The following is a 20590-nucleotide window of genomic DNA, read 5'->3' as shown; positions in this document are numbered from 1 at the left end:
AGTAGATAAAACGAGTGGTACTAACAACTAATGATAGAACGTTTTGAAAATAATAGCATACGAATATATATATATGATAAGAATGAGGTGATATATTGAAAAATAATGATATTCAATTTACTTCTTTACAAATGCGAACTGATAGATTTGGGTGGGCTGGTATTCAATATACAAATAAAAAGCAAGCTATCTTATATACTCGAAACGGAGGAGTAGAATGGGAAGTTGTTAATCCTCTAAATTCAATTATATTATTTGGATATCCAATAAATGCTCGAAGCTCTTGGGCATATGGTTTAACAAAAACTAATGATGATTTATTGCCCGCTATATTTTATACAGTTAATAGAGGGGAAAGATGGAGTGAGTTTATATTACCAATTGAAGAAGAGTGGGAGAAATCGACTGATATTCAAGTACAATTGCATGCCACCAATATGGATAGTATATGGATTGTATTGTCTAGAAAGCTTGCATCAAATAAATTTGAACATAATTTATACTACATGAAAACGAAAGGGAGAGTATGGAAAGTAATTAAAAATATAAGTATTAGTGATAGTATTTCAGGAATAACATTTATAAACGAGTTAGTTGGATTTATTTCATTGCACAAACAATATGAAACATCAGCGGTATTTAAAACAATAGATGGCGGGGTAAATTGGCAGCCTATAAAAGATATTCCAAGTCTTGAAGGAAGTAATAATGAGACTTCTATGGCTTATAAAGCAATCTATAAAAATAACTTGTTAGTAATACCAACTAAAATGAATAATGATGTATTTTTAATGAATTACTCATTTGATAAGGGGAATTCGTGGCATATTTCAAATAAAACAATAAATACTAGTAAAGCGGCTGTTTCTTTTTTTAGTTCCTATTATGGCTGGGTTATAAATAGTGAACATGGAAGTGTATATCAAATAATAAAAAAAGGAGCAAAATGGATAAAGGTATCAAGTAATCCATTGTTGAAAAATGTATTTTGTTTACATTTTTTTAATCGGCGTAAAGGTTGGGCGTGTAATAAAAAAGAAATATTTACTACAACGGATAGAGGTATAACATGGAAAAAGATAGTATATAAAATTAATAATGTAAATAAATTAGTTTAAAACAGTCCTAAAGAAATTAGGGCTTTTTTTTGTTTTTAAATGGTGAGAGTTGTAACAAATAATGATAAGAGGAAGGGAACGAGTGTAGAACTTATATTTTCAAAAATAGACGATTGTTTTTACACAGTATAATTCACTTTTGAATATGTTAATAAAGTAGCAAATTCATAGGAAATGGTAATACTTAATATTTTATCCCGCTTTAATGGGCGGTAAGACCCCACCTCAAAATTTAGTGAAAGCAAAGAATTTAGGTGGGGGTCGGGCTGCCCACTAAAGTCCGATTGGTGAGGGCTAATAATCAGTGGGGGATGAAGAAAACCCCCACTGATTAAAGTTTCACTTTATGTCACATGATGTGTAAAGGGGGCGTGTAATGAAATCGTTAACGGTTATTATTTTGTATAGTGAAAGAGAGCAAATATTAGAAGAGTCAATTCAATCTATATGGAAGCTAAATCCTCTTGAAATTATAATTTTAGTTCCTAACGATAGAAGAAATTTGTATGAAATAGCAAAGAAAAATAAATGCCATATTGTTTTGATGGATAAATATAGTACGTATTATGAGGGGTATGAAGCTTCTGTAAAGGCAGCAAAAGGAGATGTTTTGTTATTTGTAGATAGTAATTTTTCAATATCTACAAATGAGATGAAGAAATTTATTGAACCAGTTGTTACAAATCAGGCTGATGTAGTATTAAACAAAATAGATAAATTTGTAGAAGTTGGTAAATGTCCAAATATGGATATTGTATGGAGAAAAATGTTAAATGAAATTTTAAGTCGACCAGATTTAAAAAGCAATTCAATACTTTCATTACCATATGCACTTGCGAAGGAAGTAGTAGTAAATATCGGCTTTGATTATATGAAAAATATCGTTCTAGCTCATATGAACATAGTGGATCAAGGATGGCGGATTAACGATCAATATGCAATAAAAACGTTATCTAGAGATGAAACGTTAGAAGAGGAAGGGTATTTAGTTAAAAAAGAATTGTCAGAAAATGAAAAGGAGAAATTGGGAAAATATTTAATCGGTATTTCTAAATGGATAGAGAAAAAGGGAAAAAGAGTAGGGTTTACTGATGCAGGAAAAAGAAGAGATATTGTTCAAAAACTAGGTGAATGTAAGCGATACCCTTCCTATCATCAAGGGTGGGGAATGCATTCTTCAATTTATGATGGGAAGCAACTTTCTGTCATTATACCGGTGCAAAATGAAGAGGAAACTATAGAACAAGTAATACTTGAGGCGAGAAAAATAGAACCACTAGAAATAATTGTCGTTGTAAATGGTTCGATAGATCAAACGGCCAATATCGCTAAAAGACTTGGTGCTACTATTATTAAATATAACGAACGACTCGGTCATAATGTTGGACGTGCTATTGGAGCGCTTGAAGCTACAGGAGATATTCTTTTATTTATTGATGGTGATTTTAGTGTTTCAGGAAGTGATTTACATCACTTTACAAAAGCAGTTTCAGATGGCATAGACATAGCGTTAAATGATTTGAACCCAATGCTCAATCCGCCTTTTTATATTGTTGATATTGTAAAATATATGCTTAATTTAGCATATGATCGCCCAGAATTAAGTAATGGATCATTAGTAGCTATTCCACATGCAATGAGTAGATCATGTTTAGATGCAATAGGGTGGGAAACTTTACTATGCCCTAGTCTTGCACAAGTAAAAGCTATATTACAAGGATATAGGGTAGAATGTGTTCATTATGTTGATGTTGTAAAACCGAATAGAATTCGTTTAAAGGAAAATGTAAGTCAAAATGGACATCCTCCAGCAGTATTAAGAATAATTGGTGATCATGTTGAAGCTCTCTCTTACTTGATAGAACAACTCGAAATGGATGGAAAGGGTGATTAAACTGTTAGACCAGTATAAAATAATTAACATTTCATATGAACAATTATGGCAAATGGATTTTCAAACTACGGAGCCATTTATACTCAAGGTTAATTGGGATAAAGTAACGTATGAATTTTTAATTCGTATTAAGCCCAATGCTTCTAACACAATTGTTTTTGGATCCGGAGCAGGTGGGTTTCAAGAACAACCAATTGGTCCACCTATTTTTCATCGACATTCTTGGATGAATGAATTTGAAGATACTGTTATATATTATAATGATCCTACTTTATATCTTGGAAAATTATCTTTAGGTTGGGGACAGGGAGAGTTAAATAGATTTTATTTACAAGATATAGCTAATATTCTAGAAATATTATTTATAAAGTTAAAAGTTGATTCAAAAAATGTCTTGTTTTATGGAAGTTCTGGAGGAGGATTTATGTCTTTAATTTTAGCTGGATTCGTTAAAGGTTCCACAGCTTTCATTAATAATCCTCAAACAAATTTAATAAAGTGGATACCTGTACCGGTAAATTTAGTTTTCGATTTATCTTATCCAGGTTTATCAAGAGAAGAAGTTGAGGAGAAATTTGGTGAAAGAATTAATGTTGTGAAATTTTTTAATCACATTAAATATGTGCCGAACATTTATTTTTTGCAAAATTTCGCGTGTGAATTTGATGTGCAAAATCATTTGCTACCATTTATTTCTGAATTAGAGCAACTTGATAAAGACACGGAAGTAAATCAAATTATAATTGACTTATATTTTGATAAAAAAGCAGGGCATGCAGCTGTAGGTAAGAGTGAAACAATTGAATATATAAAAAAAGTAAAACCTAATCAGACTGTAAAAGAAGAACAAAAAGAAGTGGACCTATCAGTCGTTATAGTTTTAGGAGAAGATAAATCAAAATTGAATCAAATTTTAAATAAAGTGCAGCATATAAAACCACTAGAAATTATTATTGTATCTGATGATAGAATGAGTGCGATACAATCTATATCAACATTTGTTGAAAGTAACGTTGTTGTGATTGAGGAGAAAAGTAAATGGAAAGCACCAGTTCATGGGGCAAAAGTCGCCAATGGTGATGTGGTCTTATTTTTAAATGGAGAAGATGTTATTTTTTCGGTAGAATTAGAACGATTTATAGAACCGCTACTAAAAAAGGAACAGGATGTAATCCTAAATAACATAGACTCCGTATGTTTTGAAAAGATGAGAGTAGAATGGCCAAGTATTGCTATGGTGTATAGAAAAATAGTAAACGATGTATTGGGGCGCATGGATTTAAAATATGATTCGGTGTTATCTATGCCATATGCCATTAGAAAAAAAGCAATTGAGGACATTGGATATGACACTTTGCAAAATCCCGTTCTATCTCAAATAACTTTTATTGAGAAAGGGTGGCGACTACAATCCTCGTCAGCTATCACTAACACCTCCTTGAATAATATACCCACAAACAAAACCTCTTTCTATAAAAATGAATTAACTAAATTAGAAGTATGTGAGATTAAAGAAAACGTAAAAGCTTTGGAGAGTTGGTTACAACGAAAAGATGGTAGAGGTAACTATACAGATGGAGGAAGAAAAAGAGAAATTATAGAGCAACTAAAAAAACAGAAGAATTATTCACTTTTTCATAAAGGATGGGGAATGAATTCCTCTATTTATAATGGAAAACAGTTATCGATTATTATACCAGCACAAAATGAAGAAACAACGATTAAAGAAGTTATTCTTGAGGCAAGAAAAATTGAACCGAAAGAAATAATTGTTGTAATTAATGGATCAACAGATCAAACAGAAGCAATTGCTAAGCAACTAGGAGCTACAGTAATTGTTTATCAAGAAGCATTGGGTCACGATGTAGGACGGGCAATTGGTGCACAAGAAGCCACAGGGGATATACTTCTCTTTATTGATGCTGATTTTGCTATTCCAGCAAAAGATCTTCACCCATTAACAAAGGCTGTTGCCAATGGGATTGATATGGCTTTAAACGATTTAAATTTAAATCTTAGATTTCCTCTATATATTGTAAATTTATATAAATATGTGTTGAATATTGCTTGTAATCGTAAAGATTTAGGAGTGGGATCCACAATTGCTGTTCCCCATGCTATTAGTAGAAAATGTTTAGAGGGAATCGGCTGGGATACACTTCACACAGCGTGTGTTGCGCAAGTAAAGGCAATATTAGAAGGATATAAAGTTGAATGTGTCCATTTTGTAGATGTAATGAAACCTAATCGTATTCGGCCACAAGAGCATTTTGCCACGATAGGACATCCACCAGCTGTATTAAGAATTACTGGGGATCATTTAGAAGGATTTTCGTATTTATTGAAGAATAAGGGTTTTAAAGATTTATTTTAAAAGGGAAATTTGTCTATTGAATGAGTAACCTCAACATTTCATTTATGCAACTTAACGATATTTAGTATTGCAATGAAACTGAAATCAAAAATTTTTATTATTTTTAGCTTAGGTACAAGTGAAGAGCATGTTTCACTGACTGATAATAAATGAACAAGTAACCAAAAGGTAAAGGCTTCTTTATATATATGAAGGAGCTTTTATCTTTTTTATTTTATGTATGGAAAGTAAAGAGTGAATAAAGTTGTAACAATATTTTTATTTCTGAATAAATTGATATTGGATATAAGAAAGGAGGAAATATCTTGTCTTGCATCAATAAAAGTTGTTTTAATATTTGTTTAGAAACTAAAGTCAATCCAAATGGTGGGGCAGAAATATTCGTAAGGTGCAATGATGAATGTTCATCTAATTTTAATGTAATACCGTTTATTGCATGTGTTTCTATTTCAGTAAAGGATGATTTGAGTTTTTTAGTTGATTTAGATAGTTTAATAAAACGTTAATTTTCTTGGAACCTAATAGTAAAATAACATCTAATTTATAAAATTTAGTAAGAGAGTCGTGTCCGAATTTAACTAACTGCATATATTGTTAAGAGAAAGGAGGGAGAGTTATGGCATGTACTACGAATAATGTTTGTTTTGATGTATGTCTTAAAATTACAATTACCCCTGGTAGTGGAATTGACGCTGTAGTGGATTGTGGGGGTGCATGTGGGACAAGTCCTACAATTGTAATTAGTCCTAGTGGATCAATTGTAATTACTTTACCATTAGTTGCATGTTTCTCAATTACACTAAACGATGATTTAAGTGTTGTATCTTCATTAACAAGCCTCTCTTTTCAAACTTCTTAAGAAAATCAAGAAATGAAAAGCCTACTTTCTACTTTTCTTTTGAACTAATGTAAAAATAAAAAAGATGGTTACAAACCATCTTTTTTATTTTGCTATATATTTAAATTGAATTTATATATTATCTGTTCGTAAGGATATACAATTAAGAGCATTCAGTGTCTCCTTTTTGTTCGAGGAGGTAAGAAATTGCCTCTATATGATCACCAATGATTTGCTGTGTTGCTAATGAAAGGTGGCCTTCCTCAGAGAAGTGTTTTTTGGGTCGAACTCGATTTATCTTGTCAACGTCGACAGAATGGGCTTTTTGTATATGCAAGCCTGCTAAAATTGTTTTAACTTGACTTAAGGTTGGTGAAAGAAGTGAATCAAATCCAATTATATCAATGCATTTTCGACTAAAAGCATGAGGGACAGCAATTGTGGATCCCATACCTAAATCTTTTCGATTACATGCTAAATTAACAGCATACTTACATGCAGTCACGATAGTATAAGGAAGACGATACATGTAGTAGTCCTCTAATTTATTTAAAGCTAAATCGGTTCCATTTTGAACAGATTGTACAAATGGTAATAAATCAGAACTAGGAATTAAGAAATCACCATCAATAAATAATAATATATCACCTTTTGCAAAATATGCACCAACGGCACGTCCGGTATCAATGCCGAGTGCTTCTTTGTAAGTAATAACTGTTGCACCGCAATTCTTCGCCAATTCCTCTGTTTTATCTGTTGATCCATTAACAATAATGATGATTTCTAAAGGTTTTAATTTCTGCACCTCAAAAATGATAGATTCTATCGTTTTTTCTTCATTTTGAACAGGGATAATGATGGATAATTGTTTATTTCCATAAGTATTTGAATAAAACTCTTTACCTGTAATTATTTTTGGTATAGCTCTTTGTTCGCCGTTTTGAAGTTCTAAAATAATATCTCGCCTTCGATTATTATCAGTATAGTTTCCTCTTGAATTTTGTAATATATTTATCCAATTTTCAATTGCTTCTAGGTGATAACGAATGAGTTGTTTTGAGGGGAAGGAGGGAATTTGCGGTATAGAAATTTTAAAATGATTGCTAATCCGAAATTTATTTTTAATAATTTTCATTTGTGCTAATATCGGATTTAATAAACTTTCTGGAGTAATTGCTTCAAGAATTTCTTTTGTTATTGCATAGGGAGGAAATAATAATGAGTTAACATGTAAATCTGGACGATGAAAAAAATGATTCGTAACTTGCTGCCAAATCATTTCTATAGTTGGCTTTTGCTTTTGATAAAAAAAATCATCTAAATTGTTTAATACTAAGTCAGCTGATTCATCTAGTAATGGTTGAAGAAATTGTTTAAGTAAGGAAGGGTTGATATTGTAATTTGCATCTAAAAATAAGAGGTACTTACCCTTTGCTTTTTTGGCACCAATTACATAACAATTATTTGATTCTGTCGGTTCTTCTAGCGTGATAATTTTACAATTGTAAGATTGTGCAATATCAATGGAATCATCGATACATCCGTTAATAGTAAGGATGATTTCTAAAGGCTGTAGTTGTTCACAGGCTTTCAAAATTTCAGTTAAAACTCTTATGTTATGCTGTATACGAATAATAATAGAAATCGGATTTTTACACATAAGTAGTCTCCTTTTTAATCAGAGGTAGTTATTAATAAGGTTAGATAAAATAGGAGATGTATATTTTATTATATACGTAACGACTATTTAGTTTTATCAGATTTAGAATTTTCATTACCTGAATTAGAACCTTTATTTATTCCAGAAGCGAGTAAATTATTGAGAACGCTAAGGTCTAATTGCATAGGGATTGAGTTTTCGGATGTAGTTTTCTCATTTTCTTTTTTTGTAGTTAATATAGTCTTTATATTTTTAATTTCTTTATATTGTTTTAAGGTAATGAAAAATCCAGAAATAATAAAGAGAAAAGAAACAGTAGCAAGTAAAAGGATTATTTCCAACATAAAACAGCCTCCTTTAAAACTACAATAATATTATAGTTGAATGTAATAAAACAGAATTCGAGCCAATGAGTTCACTTTTTAAATATATGCAAGTCTTTAGTAAAAGTTACTGATTTCTAAGTTAGAGGAAGCAATTATAGAAACGTTATAAATATAAATAAATGAAAGGTTCATTTATAGTGTAAAGGTATATATTATATAGCCTAAACTTCATTTTATAAAAAGTTAAATAGGGTGTAAATTTATACAAAAAGAGCATTTAATTGGACAAATAATTAATTATGTGAAATAATAATAACAGACAAGGAGACGTTGATTTCCCTTAAGTGCTTCGAATTAATTTTATTCAATAAGAGAAGGTGTGCTTAAAGAAGTTAAATTAAAAAAGGAGCTGTTTTATTATATGCAACAAAATAATGATTTAAATTTTGAACCTCAAGACGTTAATATTGTCAATCCTAAACAAGCCAGGAAAGCAGTAATTGCTACTGGTATAGGGAACGCAATGGAGTGGTTTGACTTCGGATTATACGCGTATTTAGCGGTAATTTTAAGTCAATTATTCTTCTCAGGTGTTGATAATAGTGGATTGCAACTTGTACTTACATTCGGTACATTTGCAGCAGCCTTTCTCGTTCGACCAATCGGAGGTGTATTCTTTGGTAGAATAGGAGATAAGTACGGCCGAAAAATCGTGTTAAGTACTACTATTATTTTAATGGCACTTTCTACATTATTCATCGCATTACTACCAACCTATGAACAAATTGGTGTATGGGCACCAATACTACTTTTAGTTGCCCGAATGATTCAAGGCTTCTCTACAGGCGGCGAATATTCAGGAGCAATGGTTTATATCGCAGAATCTTCTCCAGATAAAAAGCGTGGTATACTCGGTAGTGGTCTTGAAATTGGAACACTCTCAGGTTACATTGCTGCATCGGTAATTGTTACCATTTTGACGTTATTGTTAACAGATGAGCAAATGCTCAGCTGGGGATGGCGTATTCCGTTCTTAGTAGCTGCACCAATTGGTTTGGTCGGTTTATACTTACGCCGTCATCTAGATGAATCTCCAATCTTTGAAGAGATGGAAAAAGCACAAGAGGAATCTGAAGACAATGAACAATTTTCATTTATGGACATTATTAAGTATCACAAAAAAGACTTCTTATTAAGCACAGTAATTGTCGCCTTCTTTAATATTACGAATTATATGATTCTTTCGTATATTCCTTCTTATCTAACTCAAGTACTTAAAGTCGAAGAAACAACAGGCTTATTAATTATTTCTATTACGATGGCACTTATGATTCCACTAGCACTATATTTCGGTAAATTAAGTGATAAAATTGGTAATAAACGCGTTGTGCAAATTGGTTTACTTGGTTTAACTGTATTTGCAATTCCAGCATTTTTACTAATAGGTAACGGACATATTGCAGCTATATTTGCAGGTATTTTCGTATTAGGTTTCTTCTTAAGTGTATATGAAGGAACATTACCTTCATTATTACCATCACTCTTTTTCACTGATGTACGTTATCGAGCACTTTCGATCTCATTTAATATTTCTGTATCGATATTCGGTGGAACAACACCGCTTGTATGTTCATACTTAGTTCATGCAACTGGTAACCCGCTCGCACCGGCATTTTATTTAGCAGGTGTAAGTATTATTGGATTAGTTGTATTTAGTGTACTATTCGTTACGACTTCAGGGCGTGCGCTAAAAGGTTCATATCCTACAGTAGAAACGAAAAAAGAAGCACACCAGATTGCTAAAGAAGATCCTGAAGAAACACTTTGGTGGCATGAAGAGTCATTAGAAATTGAAGCAGGGAAGAATGCTTCCATTTAAAAAGCAACGTAGAAGTATAAAAAGACTCCTATGAATATAGGAGTCTTTTTGTTACGTTATTTCTTTCGTTTCTTCAAATTTTTTTGATATGCATAAAGCTTATGAATCTCTTTCTTAAATTCATGTAGAAGTACAGTGTTTGCACCATTTGAATACCGCACAGTATTATAAGCATCTATAATAATATCACTTTGAATATTTACATCTTCTTCATCGTTTATTCTTTCTAGCCAAGTTTCAACAGTTTCTCCCCGTTTTCTATTTAAAGGAGAGGTTAACTTACTCTCTAGCTTAAAAATTTCCTTCCGAATTTCGTTATGTGGCGGTTTATTTCGTTTAAAACGATTTTGGCTCATTCCTTCTTTATCAGTAATGATAGTAGATTCGAAGACGTGCATATTTGGTAAACTTAAATGTTTTCGTTTTTTTACTATTTTCCAAACGACGTAAATAGCGATAGCTGTACAGACTATTATTGTAGCGCTATTTATGAGTATTGGATCAAAATCAGGAATTTTTTTTCCGTCTTCAATTTTTGGTTTTAAGAGATGTCCTTTATTTGCCCAAACATCTTCAGTATCTTTTAATTCCGCTGCTTTAATTAATGGCATTAAAGCATAGCCGACGCCTAATGCGACTACTTCCGTTATAAAACCAAAAATAAGTCGAATGAAAGGAAATATTTGAACAATTAATATACTCATTAAGCCAATCGTAATGATAGAAGCAAAACGTAATAGTTGTTGTTTGCGATTTGCCCCGGTTAACCAAAATGTAATCATAAGATGCAAGGCTAACATTAATAGTTTCCACAACGGTGGAAAGGGTGCATAAAATATAACTGAAACGACAAACCATACAATACCACCTAAAGATTTTTGAACTGGATATCCAGGTCCGACCACATGTACGATAAAGAAAAATAGTGGTAATATGATTGTGCCAAAAAGAGAAAAAGGTAAAAATAAAGAGAAAAGAACGATTTGAAGAACTAAAAGTATTACAAATCCTGTTGTTTTTTTCTGCATAAATTTATGAATAAGAAATACTCCAATATAGCCTGTTGTTAAAAATATTGCAATACTAATTAGTTCATCTCTTTCTGTTAATAATGAAAGCAGGAGGAGCAGAATGAAATCATGAATGTGATATAGCCAAGTTTTCAACCGATTCCACCATCCCTTCACTAGTAGTGAGAAACGTTGGCTGCGAGAGAAGAGGGAGTTCATTTCTTTGTAAACCAATGTATATCATTGTAGACGATCGTTCTCTCTTTCTCGTTACATAATGAAGGAATCCTTGTTTCGGAAGTAACGTACTATCATCTGAAATACGGGCTAATTCTTCTAAAGCTTTTGCATATTGCGTTTGCCCTTCATGTAACGATAAATGTAATGCACCACCTTCTGCTAATACACTAATAAATAATTCAAACGGTATGTGATGCTTCGTTGCATATTGGCAAATGTATGTTGCGAATGAAATTAAATCTTCAACATTATCTTTCCAACCAAATCCACGATCGGCAGCTAAAGAAAGACAAATCGTCCAACTATAATTTTTTACAGGTTCATATTGCTTCGCTTGTAATTCCTGCATTTTAGCAGATGCCTTCCAATGAATAGAACGGAATGATTCACGTTCATAGCGTTTTACACCTATAATAGATGTTTCGTCATTGTAAAAAGAAAAATTCGTTTGATAGGATCCGATTAAAAGTTGCTGAAGTTCTTGCAAACCTGCTACTTCTTTAGGAGAAGGATACACAATAATTTCAGTCCTTAATTTATCAAAAACAGGTAAATGTACAGTTAATAGATGAAATGGATCTTTTAATACACATTCAAACTGTTCAATTTGAAACACCCCACGCTTCGTAGCGGTTAATGTTAAATCCCATTTTTGTGCCGAATGTGCAGGTTGTGAAAATGGGAAAGAGAATAACGTTTTTGATATTTGTTCAATGCCTTGCTCTTTATGCGGTATAAGGGACGAATTTAAATGAAAGTAACAAACACCATTAACGAGCGGTATGCTGGCTCCATTTTTTAAATGAATAAAAAACTGTCCAGATTCCTCAGGAAAAAGCCGTGTAGTTTGTTTCTCATTTATGATTTGAAACTTCTTCTCTATGAAAGCGACATATTTATAAATAAAAATCGCAAATATATAATAGAAGAAAAAGAGAAACATAAGCATTCGTTGCGGGAAAAAGAATGTGAAAAGTAACGCGATTGGAACGGTTAGTTGAATAATATGAAGTTGAAAAAATAAAGGTACAGTTACAACGCGCTGTCCATTCATGCTTGCTCAATCTCCACGGGTACATCAACTTCTTTTAAAATACTTTGCATAATATCATTTTTTGTCGTACGTAATGCACCTTCCATTGATAAGACGATACGGTGATTCCAAACAAAAGGAACTAACAATTGTATATCTTCTGGTGTGCAATATTCTCTCCCATGTAAAAAGGCTAAAGCTTGAACAGCACGTACTAAAGCTAATGTGGCACGTGGGCTTACACCGTTAGCGATATAATCATGATTTCTTGTAGCATGAGCAAGTTTAATAATGTAATGTTCTAACGGTTCCGAAACAAATATTTCTTTTACTCGTTTTTGAGATTCTAAAATATCTTCTAATGAGATGACAGATGTGACACTTTCTAATGGTAAATCGTTCCGAAAACGTCGCATCATTTGTAACTCATCTTTAGGAGTTGGATAACCAATTGAAATCGTCATTAAAAAGCGATCAAGCTGTGCATCTGGAAGAGGGAAAGTCCCTTGTGATTCAATTGGGTTTTGCGTCGCAATAACAAAGAACGGTTTCGGCAGAGGAGTTGACTGCTTCTCAAGCGTCACTTGTTGTTCTTCCATCGCTTCTAACAAACTCGACTGCGTTCTCGGCATTGCACGGTTAATTTCATCTGCTAGCAAAATGTTTGTCATAACTGGTCCAATTCTTAATTCGAATTCGCTTGTTTTTGGGTTGAAGTATTCAATACCTGTTACATCACTTGGAAGTACATCAGGGGTGAATTGAACGCGAGAAAAACTACCACCAATACTTTTGGAAATGGTTTTCGCCAGTAACGTCTTCCCAGTACCAGGCACGTCTTCGAGTAGTACATGTCCATCAGCAAGAAGTGAAACGAGCAGTAGATCAATAACATTTTCTTTCCCAACAAACACAGATCCGATGTTTTCTTTCAATTTATTTATCATATGTACCATTCCTTTCATTATAAAAGAGCTAATATTTCTATATTTTAACAAATTATTCAGAAAATTTGTATGGTTTTTTAATTCAAAGAAATGGATATTTAATTATTAAATTAATCTTGAATATTTTGGAATATGATTATATAATATCGATATACGATGTATCGTAAGTCGATATATCATAAGGCGATGTATCGGAGGTAGTTATAATGAATGCGAAGGCGCAAAAATATATTCCGTTAACTGAGGGGACATATTACATACTGTTATCACTAGTGAAACCAATGCACGGATATGGAATTATGCAAATGGTAGAAGAGATGACAAATGGGGAAGTAAAGCTCGGTCCTGGTACTTTATACGGGAATACGACGAAATTACTTAAAGAAAAATTAATTGTTGAAGTTGCCTCTACAGATAGAAAGAAGTGCTATGAGTTAACGTCGTTTGGGAGAGAAGTGTTAGAGCTAGAATATAACAGATTGCAGAGATCTGTAAGGAATGGAAATAGTATATTAGGGGAGTGAATGATAGATGGAGACAAAGAAGGTATTTAAATTTTTCATGGCATGGAGTTTAGAAAAAGAAGAAGTTTTTTACGGAAAATGCATCAAAAAGGTTGGGCGTTACAAAGATATAATTTGTTGTATACGTTTAAGAAAACAGAACCAAAAGATGTAGTATATAAAGCGGATTTTAGATTGGTTTATAGAGATTCAAAAGAAAAACAACAGGAGTACTTTGAAATATATGAAATGTCTGGTTGGAAACGTGTCACAAGTTTTACAAGATGGAATTATTTTTGTAAGGAAGTAGAGAAGGGAATTGAGTTACCTGACATATATTCAGAGAAGGACACGAAGGTGCAAAAAATGAAGGAATTATTACAATTTTTCGCATTGATTTCAATAACTATATTACCCTCAATGTATAGCGTATTTTTAAGTTCAACAGAATCAAGGGTGCCAATTTGGGCGAAAGTTATGACAGGGCTTGTAGGTTGTATGTATGCTTATTTTTTCATGAGGATTTTTTGGAAAATCAAGAAATTGAAAAGTGAAATATTATAATAAAGATTAGACCCTAGAAGAAGACAATAACAATGACATCATTATCTTTTTTAATTTCTATGTAATTCTATTTTGTTAACTATTTTTTATATAATAAAACATTATATATTTAAGGCATAGAACTAGTTAGAAAGATGAATACCAGTAACAACACCTAAAAAAATCATAAATGAAGAAGAAATAATTAATAATAACGAACGAGCAATTAATATCAATTTATTAGATTTTTGATTTTTATAAAGGAAATAAAGTAAAAGACCACAAACAGTAGAAAGTATCCATATAGCTAAACCGTAAGAAGTCGAGATTTTCCTCCAATCGAAGATCCAAAAGTAAAAGATGACTATATGACAAGTTAATAGTAGAAATATTGATGGAAGCGTTATTTTTTTATTATTTGTTTTACCTCGCTTATGTAAACATTTCCAAAAGAGTGCGAAGTTTAACATATAATAAGGAAGAAATACATTTTTAATTAAGTTATTACACGGAAAAATCCCTTATAGAAAAATCTATTTCTATAAGGGATAATCATGTTTTTATTAGAAAGACTGATTTTGAGCAGGTTTAATAAATTGTTCTGGGTTTTCAACAAGCCCACATACAGCGCATTGGACGCGATAAGTAGGTCCTTGATAGGCCATATGAAAAGCATTCATCGTTTCATTTGTGTATTCTTCTTCTACTTGACCAGTTTGTGGATTTAATTTGACTGGTTTTACTTGTTGCTCAAGAATATTAAAGCGGGTACGGTTCGTTTTACAACTTGGACATAGCATTGGTTCCATATGTATACACCTCCATTTGTATCATTTCTTAAAATCTTTAATTTTATGCAAGCAAAAAACTTTCTCAATATAAATAGGTGTTTAATGTATTTAAAATTCAGAAAAAATAAAATATAATAAAAGTACGAACTGGTTATGTCCAAACCAAATCTCCTGTTTTATGCCAATAAGCTGGGGGGCCGAGAAATCGGCCTCATTTTTTTTGCTCATTACTACAAGGAACAAGGTTTTTGTGAGACTTTTGTCGAAATTTTAGGGATAGATACAAAGGGGGATGTAAAATGGATTTGAAAATGAAGTACATCATTTTATATGTAGAAAAGTTTGAGGAATGTTTAAAATTCTATAAAGATATTTTACAGTTACCTATAAAAGCAGAGCACGGTACATATATTGAATTTAATACTGGAACTACCATTTTAGCGATGAATGCGCGGCAAGATGTGAAAGAATTAACAGGACTACCGCTTACAGAAGGTGAATTACAGTCTTCTCATTTCGAATTAGGATTCGTTGTTGAGAATGTACAAGAAACGATTGAGCAATTTAGAGAGCAAGGTATTAAAATTTTAGTGGAGCCAATTGTGAAACCGTGGGGACAAACAATTGCCTACATTGCTGATCCAGATGGAAATTATATTGAAATTTGTAGTTCATTAGAATAGAGGGAGAAAGAGAGATGGGATTTCCGAAACTAGAAACAGAACGTTTACGATTAAGAGAACTTACACTATTAGATGCAGAAATGATGTTCGAATATTTTTCGAAAGAATCAGTTATACGTTATTTCGGAATGGATTCTTTCGAAAATATTGAGCAAGCGAAAACAACGATTCAAACGTTTAAAAATCGTTATGAAGAAGGAAGTGTATTTCGCTGGGGAATCGAGAAAAAAGGGACGGGCCAATTAATTGGGACGTGTGGATTTCATTTAATTAACAATCATCATAGACGAGCTGAAATTGGTTATGAATTAGATGATACATATTGGGGACAGGGGTATGCATCTGAAGCATTACAAGCAATTTTAGCTTACGGATTTGAAATACTGCAACTAATAAGAATCGCAGCGGTTGTATATGTAGAAAATAAAGCTTCACAACAATTATTAATAAAAGCAGGATTTCAAGAAGAAGGATTACTTCGAAAACATATGATTCAAAATGGTGTCGCTCATGATACCATTTTATATTCTTTATTAAAAGAAGAGTGGAAGAAGTAATGAGTACAAATGAGCTTATAAATGTTATGAAGAAGCATAAAGAAAACCGCTTTATTTTAGGGATAGATGGTTTAAGTCGATCTGGAAAAACAACATTCGTAGCAAATTTAAAAGAAAATATGAAACAAGAGGGCATCCCGTTTCATATTTTTCATATTGATGATCACATAGTGGAGCGTAATAAACGCTATCATACAGGATATGAAGAATGGTATGAGTATTATTGTTTACAGTGGGATATTCCATACTTGAGGCAGAAGTTTTTTCAGAAGTTACAACATGAGACAAAACTGACTTTGCCTTTTTATCAAGAGGAAACAGACTCATGTGAAATGAAAAAAGTACAGATTCCTATTGTAGGCGTAATTGTTATTGAAGGAGTTTTTTTGCAGCGAAAAGAATGGAGAGATTTCTTTCATTATATGGTCTATTTGGACTGTCCAAGAGAGACAAGGTTTCTACGTGAGAGTGAAAAAACGCAGAAAAACCTTTCAAAGTTTGAAAATAGGTATTGGAAAGCAGAGGATTATTACTTAGAAATGGAATTGCCGAAGGATAGGGCGGATTTAGTCATCCAATGATTTGAAAATAGAAGGTGAATAGAATGAATATTTTATGGGATTTTGATGGGACGTTATTTGATACGTACCCTGCATATACAATGATGCTTTCTGAAATATTAGGTGATTCAGTAGAAAAACAAGAAATATACAAAAACTTAAAAATATCATACTCTCATGCAATTCAGTATTATAATATTTCATGCGAGCAGGAAGAAAAGATTAAAGTTTTGAAGGGAAAATTCACGCCAAAAGATATGAAACCTTTTGCAGGTGTCGAAGAGGTTTTGAAATTTGCAGATAAAAATGTGATTATGACCCATAAACATAGGAAAAGGGTTATGGCCATTTTAAAATATTACGGCTGGGAAAAATACTTCGTAGATATGGTTACAATTGACGATGGCTTTCCTCGAAAGCCGAACTCTTTAGCTTATAATCATCTGCATAAAAAATACAATATTGATTTAGCTATTGGAGATAGAGAATTAGATTTATTACCTGCAAAAGAATTAGGTATTTCAACATGTATGTTTCAAGGTAATTGTGATGTAGCGGATTATTCTTTATCACATTACTCGGAGTTTTTTAAGGTAGTGAGTGATAGAGAGTTTTCTTTATTTTTTAGAACTATTTCATTTTATTTTCTGTATATAAAAATTGCTAGGAGTTAAAGAATGTCCGTCCATCTTTATTAAAGAAGTAGCCAGGTTAATTGTTAGATAGAAATAAACTGAAGGATAAAGTGATAGCGTCCACTTTAGCTTTTTTATGTTTTAACCAAATTATGGTTATTCATGTTAATATGAACTCATAGCTATATAGAAGGGGTGGGGTTAGTATGAAAACTGAAATAGTTCCTACAAAGAAGTACAGTATAATAAGCTATATATCTTTACTCATCGGCATTTTGTGTTTTCTATTCGTTTTTATAACGCCAACAAGGATAGCCAATGCAGGTAATATAGTTGGAGATTATATTACAATTGCCCTGACAGGTGTAGGTATCATGCTTTCAATAATCACAATGACGAAAAGAACAGAGAAGAAGGGAATTGCTATTCTTTCATTAATACTGTCCTCATCATTTTTTATATTTTGGATCATAGCAATTATCCTATTGTTTACTGGTCAAATTAGTTTTGCGCCGTAATGTGTAATAAAAAGAGTCCTTCTCGTATAATCTGTACCCTTTGTAAAGGACATTTTGAAAAAAGTTAGGCAACATCAAGAAGATGATTTCTGTATCCAACAGGAGTCATCTTTTTTAAATTCCATTGATATCTATAATGATTATAATACGTCATATATTTCTTAATCTCTTGTTTCAATTCATTAAAGGACGCGCAAGGTTTTATATGAGCTTCATCTTTCAGATGACCAAAAAACGATTCTTGTGGGCGTTATCCCAACAGTTTCCTCTTCTTGACATGGATGTCCAAGATTTAGCTTTTTGACTAGCTTTTGATAGGTAGGGCTTGTGTAGTGGGATCCTTGATCTGAATGAATATAAGCACCTTCAGTCAATCGAATCCGCGGATTCCTTTTTAGTTTATGGAGAGTTGTCGTTACGAGCTCTAATGTCATCTGTTCTGAAACATGGTAAGCTAAAATTCATTAGTTGAGCCGTCTAAAATTGTAGATAAATAGGCCTTTGATTCTTACCATAAACTAAATAGGTGATATCTGTAAGAAGTGTTTTCCCTGGGGTATTTTGTTTAAATTCCCGATTTAATTGATTCGGTACTATTCGATGTTCTTTTGTAGCTTTAAGCATTCTTTTATAAGGATTCGCTTTGCGAACCGGACAAATAATCTCGTATTTCTTCATAATTCTACGGATACGCTTTAAATTGTAGACAACTTGAAACTGACCCGCCAATGTCATCTTTATCTGACGAGCCCCCTTCTTTCTATTTCTAAATCGAAGTGCTTTTAATATGATTTCCTTCAAGATTTCATCCCGATCACTCTTTTGTTTCCGTTGTTCTTGAGATGAAACTGAAAGTAATTATAGTATCCCGAACGGGATACACCAGCTACTTTACACAAATGACTGACCATATTCCTTAAGTTGTATTTCATGATGACAGAACGAATCAAGATGAATTTCTGACTAGGTGGTAGTATTATTTCCTTCTCATCCTCCCTTCCATAAGTTTGATTTTTTTTAGCAATTCGTTTTCCGCCTTTAGTAAGTTTCGTTCGGCTTCTAAACGGGCATACTTTTCTTCTAACGTAAGCTCTCTCTCAAGAGTTCTTCCAGCGTTTTCGATACGTGTATCCCTTAAACCCAATACACCATTTTTTCTATAAGCAGCACGCCATCTACTTCCCGATGACATAACTCGTTTCATTCCAATCATATCTATATCAAAACCACATTCTTCAAAAATATTTCGAGGTAGCTTTCCTTTTTCATTTTCATCAATAAAAATATGCTTAAATTCCTCTGTATAAGTGATACCTTTCTGACTTACAGATTTTACGTATAGGTTATTTGATAGAATTTGAATTTCTCTTTCTGTAAATAGTTTTTTTGTCATTTTCAACATTCTCCGATCCCGATTTTCCTTTTATTATACAAGAAATACCCTATAGAATAGACTTTTTTCAAGTGTCTATTCTATAGGGTACATTTTAGTATGAAGGACTCTTTTTATTCGGTATCTTCAGGTTGATATTCTAAAATATCCCCGGGTTGGCATTCTAATGCTTTACATATTGCTTCTAAAGTTGAAAAACGGACTGCTTTTGCTTTTCCATTTTTCAAGATAGAAAGGTTAGCCATTGTAATTCCAACCTTCTCCGAAAGTTCTGTTACACTCATTTTTCTTTTTGCTAACATTACATCAATATTAATAATAATTGCCATATTATTCACCTCAGACCGTTAAATCATTTTCTGATTTTATATCTATAGCATCTTTTAATAGTCTTTGGAGAACGGCAGCAAAGACCGCGATTACCATTGAAGCAAAAATCATAATCATTCCGATAATAATAATGCCAGGGGCGTCATCTCTCTCTGCCACGAGATAGAAAAGTGGCATACCTAATACATATAATACACTAATTGCCAATGCGCTGTACTTAATATTTTTTAAAGCTTGAACAGATAGCTCTGAGAATGCGTTATTTTTATCAATATAGTTTAAAAGCTTAAATGTTTGGTACAGTGCGAAGTAATAAGGTATTGCTGTTGCGTATAAATTGATAAATACAAGATATTTAATATATGCAATATCTGGATATAATTCTGCGGCAAAATTTCCTATTTTAGGGACTAAAAAAATGCACATAGCAAGAACGGGGATTCCGATCAGAATTACAACGGTCTTTAAAAAGAGTGTGGATCCTTGTTTCATAAAAAGCACCTCATTTATTTAATATCTTATTAATTTAACATGAAATTTATTGTTTAACAATAAATTTTTATTTCTTTTAATTGAGGATTTATTGTTAAATAAGTAATTAATGAAAAGGATGTTAAATCTTTTTTATAAGATAAATGATACATATCAATATTTAATTAAAGAAAGAGAAAGTAACTATTGTTAGCTTTATGAGAATTGGGAACTAATAAAACATATGTAGGTTTTGGTATGGAAAAGGAAATAAGGTGTATTGAAAT

General features: G+C 32.2%; 20 protein-coding genes and 3 pseudogenes. 13 read left to right on the top strand and 10 right to left on the bottom strand.

Annotated features, from left to right (window positions below; all coding sequences use genetic code 11):
- Positions 1–95 precede the first annotated feature (95 nt).
- From AXW78_RS14550 to AXW78_RS14525, 5 genes are all read left to right on the top strand, one after another.
- Positions 96–1118, top strand: a complete 1023-nt coding sequence (locus AXW78_RS14550; RefSeq protein ID WP_000794259.1) for a hypothetical protein — start codon at positions 96–98, stop codon at positions 1116–1118.
- Positions 1119–1494: 376 nt separating this feature from the next.
- Positions 1495–3012, top strand: a complete 1518-nt coding sequence (locus tag AXW78_RS14545) for a glycosyltransferase family 2 protein (protein WP_000839306.1) — start codon at positions 1495–1497, stop codon at positions 3010–3012.
- A 52-nt stretch (positions 3013–3064) separates the two neighbouring features.
- On the top strand, positions 3065–5386 hold the full coding sequence (locus tag AXW78_RS32380) for a glycosyltransferase (RefSeq protein WP_116777461.1): 2322 nt from the start codon (positions 3065–3067) through the stop codon (positions 5384–5386).
- 305 nt (positions 5387–5691) lie between these two features.
- A complete protein-coding gene (locus AXW78_RS34875) occupies positions 5692–5892 on the top strand; it encodes a hypothetical protein (RefSeq protein WP_001277651.1) in 201 nt (66 codons plus the stop codon).
- Positions 5893–6002: 110 nt separating this feature from the next.
- Positions 6003–6245, top strand: a complete 243-nt coding sequence (locus AXW78_RS14525; protein ID WP_000752466.1) for a hypothetical protein — start codon at positions 6003–6005, stop codon at positions 6243–6245.
- A gap of 142 nt (positions 6246–6387) precedes the next feature.
- Here the strand turns inward: AXW78_RS14525 and AXW78_RS14520 are convergent, their stop codons facing one another.
- Together AXW78_RS14520 and AXW78_RS14515 are read right to left on the bottom strand one after the other, a co-directional pair.
- A complete protein-coding gene (locus AXW78_RS14520) occupies positions 6388–7884 on the bottom strand; it encodes a glycosyltransferase family 2 protein (protein ID WP_000335270.1) in 1497 nt (498 codons plus the stop codon).
- An 83-nt stretch (positions 7885–7967) separates the two neighbouring features.
- Positions 7968–8228: a hypothetical protein gene (locus AXW78_RS14515; protein WP_000889740.1), complete on the bottom strand. Its 261-nt coding sequence runs from the start codon at positions 8226–8228 to the stop codon at positions 7968–7970.
- 403 nt (positions 8229–8631) lie between these two features.
- On the opposite strand from AXW78_RS14515, the gene AXW78_RS14510 reads away from it, so the two are divergent.
- Positions 8632–10089 (top strand): MFS transporter, encoded by a 1458-nt coding sequence (locus AXW78_RS14510; RefSeq protein ID WP_001186931.1) that lies wholly within the window; start codon positions 8632–8634, stop codon positions 10087–10089.
- Between the two features lie 56 nt (positions 10090–10145).
- On the opposite strand, the gene AXW78_RS14505 is transcribed toward AXW78_RS14510, so the two are convergent.
- Genes AXW78_RS14505 through AXW78_RS14495 form a run of 3 tightly spaced genes read right to left on the bottom strand, consistent with a single transcriptional unit; the run spans position 10146 to position 13319 of the window.
- Entirely contained in the window at positions 10146–11255 is a 1110-nt protein-coding gene (locus tag AXW78_RS14505) for a DUF4018 domain-containing protein (RefSeq protein WP_000860494.1), read from the bottom strand.
- The gene (locus tag AXW78_RS14500; RefSeq protein WP_061884307.1) at positions 11227–12393 is read right to left on the bottom strand and encodes a DUF58 domain-containing protein; all 1167 of its coding nucleotides are present in this window, start codon (positions 12391–12393) and stop codon (positions 11227–11229) included. Before AXW78_RS14500 ends, AXW78_RS14505 begins: the two co-directional genes overlap by 29 nt.
- On the bottom strand, positions 12390–13319 hold the full coding sequence (locus tag AXW78_RS14495) for an AAA family ATPase (protein ID WP_061884306.1): 930 nt from the start codon (positions 13317–13319) through the stop codon (positions 12390–12392). Before AXW78_RS14495 ends, AXW78_RS14500 begins: the two co-directional genes overlap by 4 nt.
- 206 nt (positions 13320–13525) lie before the next feature.
- Between AXW78_RS14495 and AXW78_RS14490 the strand changes: the two genes are divergently transcribed.
- Positions 13526–13843: a PadR family transcriptional regulator gene (locus tag AXW78_RS14490; RefSeq protein WP_000991895.1), complete on the top strand. Its 318-nt coding sequence runs from the start codon at positions 13526–13528 to the stop codon at positions 13841–13843.
- Positions 13844–13850: 7 nt separating this feature from the next.
- Positions 13851–14386, top strand: a pseudogene (locus AXW78_RS14485) (DUF2812 domain-containing protein).
- Between the two features lie 109 nt (positions 14387–14495).
- On the opposite strand, the pseudogene AXW78_RS35515 reads toward AXW78_RS14485, so the two are convergent.
- Positions 14496–14835: pseudogene (locus tag AXW78_RS35515) on the bottom strand (hypothetical protein).
- Positions 14836–14928: 93 nt separating this feature from the next.
- Positions 14929–15174, bottom strand: a complete 246-nt coding sequence (locus AXW78_RS14480; RefSeq protein ID WP_000433609.1) for a hypothetical protein — start codon at positions 15172–15174, stop codon at positions 14929–14931.
- Positions 15175–15455: 281 nt separating this feature from the next.
- Between AXW78_RS14480 and AXW78_RS14475 the strand changes: the two genes are divergently transcribed.
- The 5 genes from AXW78_RS14475 (at position 15456) to AXW78_RS14455 (ending at position 18109) form a co-directional block, all read left to right on the top strand.
- Positions 15456–15839 carry a glyoxalase/bleomycin resistance/dioxygenase family protein gene (locus AXW78_RS14475; protein ID WP_000364496.1) on the top strand — a complete coding sequence of 128 codons (384 nt, stop codon included), beginning with the start codon at positions 15456–15458 and terminating at the stop codon, positions 15837–15839.
- A 14-nt stretch (positions 15840–15853) separates the two neighbouring features.
- Positions 15854–16396, top strand: a complete 543-nt coding sequence (locus AXW78_RS14470; RefSeq protein ID WP_000506675.1) for a GNAT family N-acetyltransferase — start codon at positions 15854–15856, stop codon at positions 16394–16396.
- Positions 16396–16977: a kinase gene (locus AXW78_RS14465; RefSeq protein WP_000106105.1), complete on the top strand. Its 582-nt coding sequence runs from the start codon at positions 16396–16398 to the stop codon at positions 16975–16977. The genes AXW78_RS14470 and AXW78_RS14465 overlap by 1 nt, the downstream gene beginning before the upstream one ends.
- Positions 16978–17000: 23 nt before the next feature.
- Positions 17001–17630, top strand: coding sequence for an HAD-IA family hydrolase (locus tag AXW78_RS14460; RefSeq protein ID WP_061884305.1), 630 nt, complete (start codon positions 17001–17003; stop codon positions 17628–17630).
- Between the two features lie 167 nt (positions 17631–17797).
- Complete coding sequence (locus AXW78_RS14455) at positions 17798–18109, top strand: hypothetical protein (protein WP_000845564.1); 312 nt, start codon at positions 17798–17800, stop codon at positions 18107–18109.
- A gap of 64 nt (positions 18110–18173) precedes the next feature.
- Here the strand turns inward: AXW78_RS14455 and AXW78_RS32370 are convergent.
- The 3 genes and pseudogenes from AXW78_RS32370 to AXW78_RS14435 form a co-directional block, all read right to left on the bottom strand.
- Positions 18174–19511: pseudogene (locus AXW78_RS32370) on the bottom strand (IS3 family transposase).
- A 104-nt stretch (positions 19512–19615) separates the two neighbouring features.
- Entirely contained in the window at positions 19616–19831 is a 216-nt protein-coding gene (locus AXW78_RS14440; protein WP_000974619.1) for a helix-turn-helix domain-containing protein, read from the bottom strand.
- A gap of 10 nt (positions 19832–19841) precedes the next feature.
- Positions 19842–20324, bottom strand: a complete 483-nt coding sequence (locus tag AXW78_RS14435) for a DUF2975 domain-containing protein (RefSeq protein WP_000809118.1) — start codon at positions 20322–20324, stop codon at positions 19842–19844.
- Positions 20325–20590: the final 266 nt, after the last annotated feature.

This window comes from Bacillus thuringiensis (assembly GCF_001595725.1).
GTDB lineage: Bacteria > Bacillota > Bacilli > Bacillales > Bacillaceae_G > Bacillus_A > Bacillus_A thuringiensis_K.
This window is presented reverse-complemented; position numbering and strand designations above follow the sequence as displayed.

Coding starts and splice junctions, on each gene's coding strand:
- AXW78_RS14545 (WP_000839306.1), top strand. CDS start 1,495: ATGAAATCGTTAACGGTTATTATTTTGTATAGTGAAAGAGAGCAAATA.
- AXW78_RS32380 (WP_116777461.1), top strand. CDS start 3,065: ATGGATTTTCAAACTACGGAGCCATTTATACTCAAGGTTAATTGGGAT.
- AXW78_RS14525 (WP_000752466.1), top strand. CDS start 6,003: ATGGCATGTACTACGAATAATGTTTGTTTTGATGTATGTCTTAAAATT.
- AXW78_RS14520 (WP_000335270.1), bottom strand. CDS start 7,884: ATGTGTAAAAATCCGATTTCTATTATTATTCGTATACAGCATAACATA.
- AXW78_RS14515 (WP_000889740.1), bottom strand. CDS start 8,228: ATGTTGGAAATAATCCTTTTACTTGCTACTGTTTCTTTTCTCTTTATT.
- AXW78_RS14510 (WP_001186931.1), top strand. CDS start 8,632: ATGCAACAAAATAATGATTTAAATTTTGAACCTCAAGACGTTAATATT.
- AXW78_RS14500 (WP_061884307.1), bottom strand. CDS start 12,393: ATGAATGGACAGCGCGTTGTAACTGTACCTTTATTTTTTCAACTTCAT.
- AXW78_RS14495 (WP_061884306.1), bottom strand. CDS start 13,319: ATGATAAATAAATTGAAAGAAAACATCGGATCTGTGTTTGTTGGGAAA.
- AXW78_RS14490 (WP_000991895.1), top strand. CDS start 13,526: ATGAATGCGAAGGCGCAAAAATATATTCCGTTAACTGAGGGGACATAT.
- AXW78_RS14480 (WP_000433609.1), bottom strand. CDS start 15,174: ATGGAACCAATGCTATGTCCAAGTTGTAAAACGAACCGTACCCGCTTT.
- AXW78_RS14475 (WP_000364496.1), top strand. CDS start 15,456: ATGGATTTGAAAATGAAGTACATCATTTTATATGTAGAAAAGTTTGAG.
- AXW78_RS14470 (WP_000506675.1), top strand. CDS start 15,854: ATGGGATTTCCGAAACTAGAAACAGAACGTTTACGATTAAGAGAACTT.
- AXW78_RS14465 (WP_000106105.1), top strand. CDS start 16,396: ATGAGTACAAATGAGCTTATAAATGTTATGAAGAAGCATAAAGAAAAC.
- AXW78_RS14460 (WP_061884305.1), top strand. CDS start 17,001: ATGAATATTTTATGGGATTTTGATGGGACGTTATTTGATACGTACCCT.
- AXW78_RS14455 (WP_000845564.1), top strand. CDS start 17,798: ATGAAAACTGAAATAGTTCCTACAAAGAAGTACAGTATAATAAGCTAT.
- AXW78_RS14440 (WP_000974619.1), bottom strand. CDS start 19,831: ATGGCAATTATTATTAATATTGATGTAATGTTAGCAAAAAGAAAAATG.
- AXW78_RS14435 (WP_000809118.1), bottom strand. CDS start 20,324: ATGAAACAAGGATCCACACTCTTTTTAAAGACCGTTGTAATTCTGATC.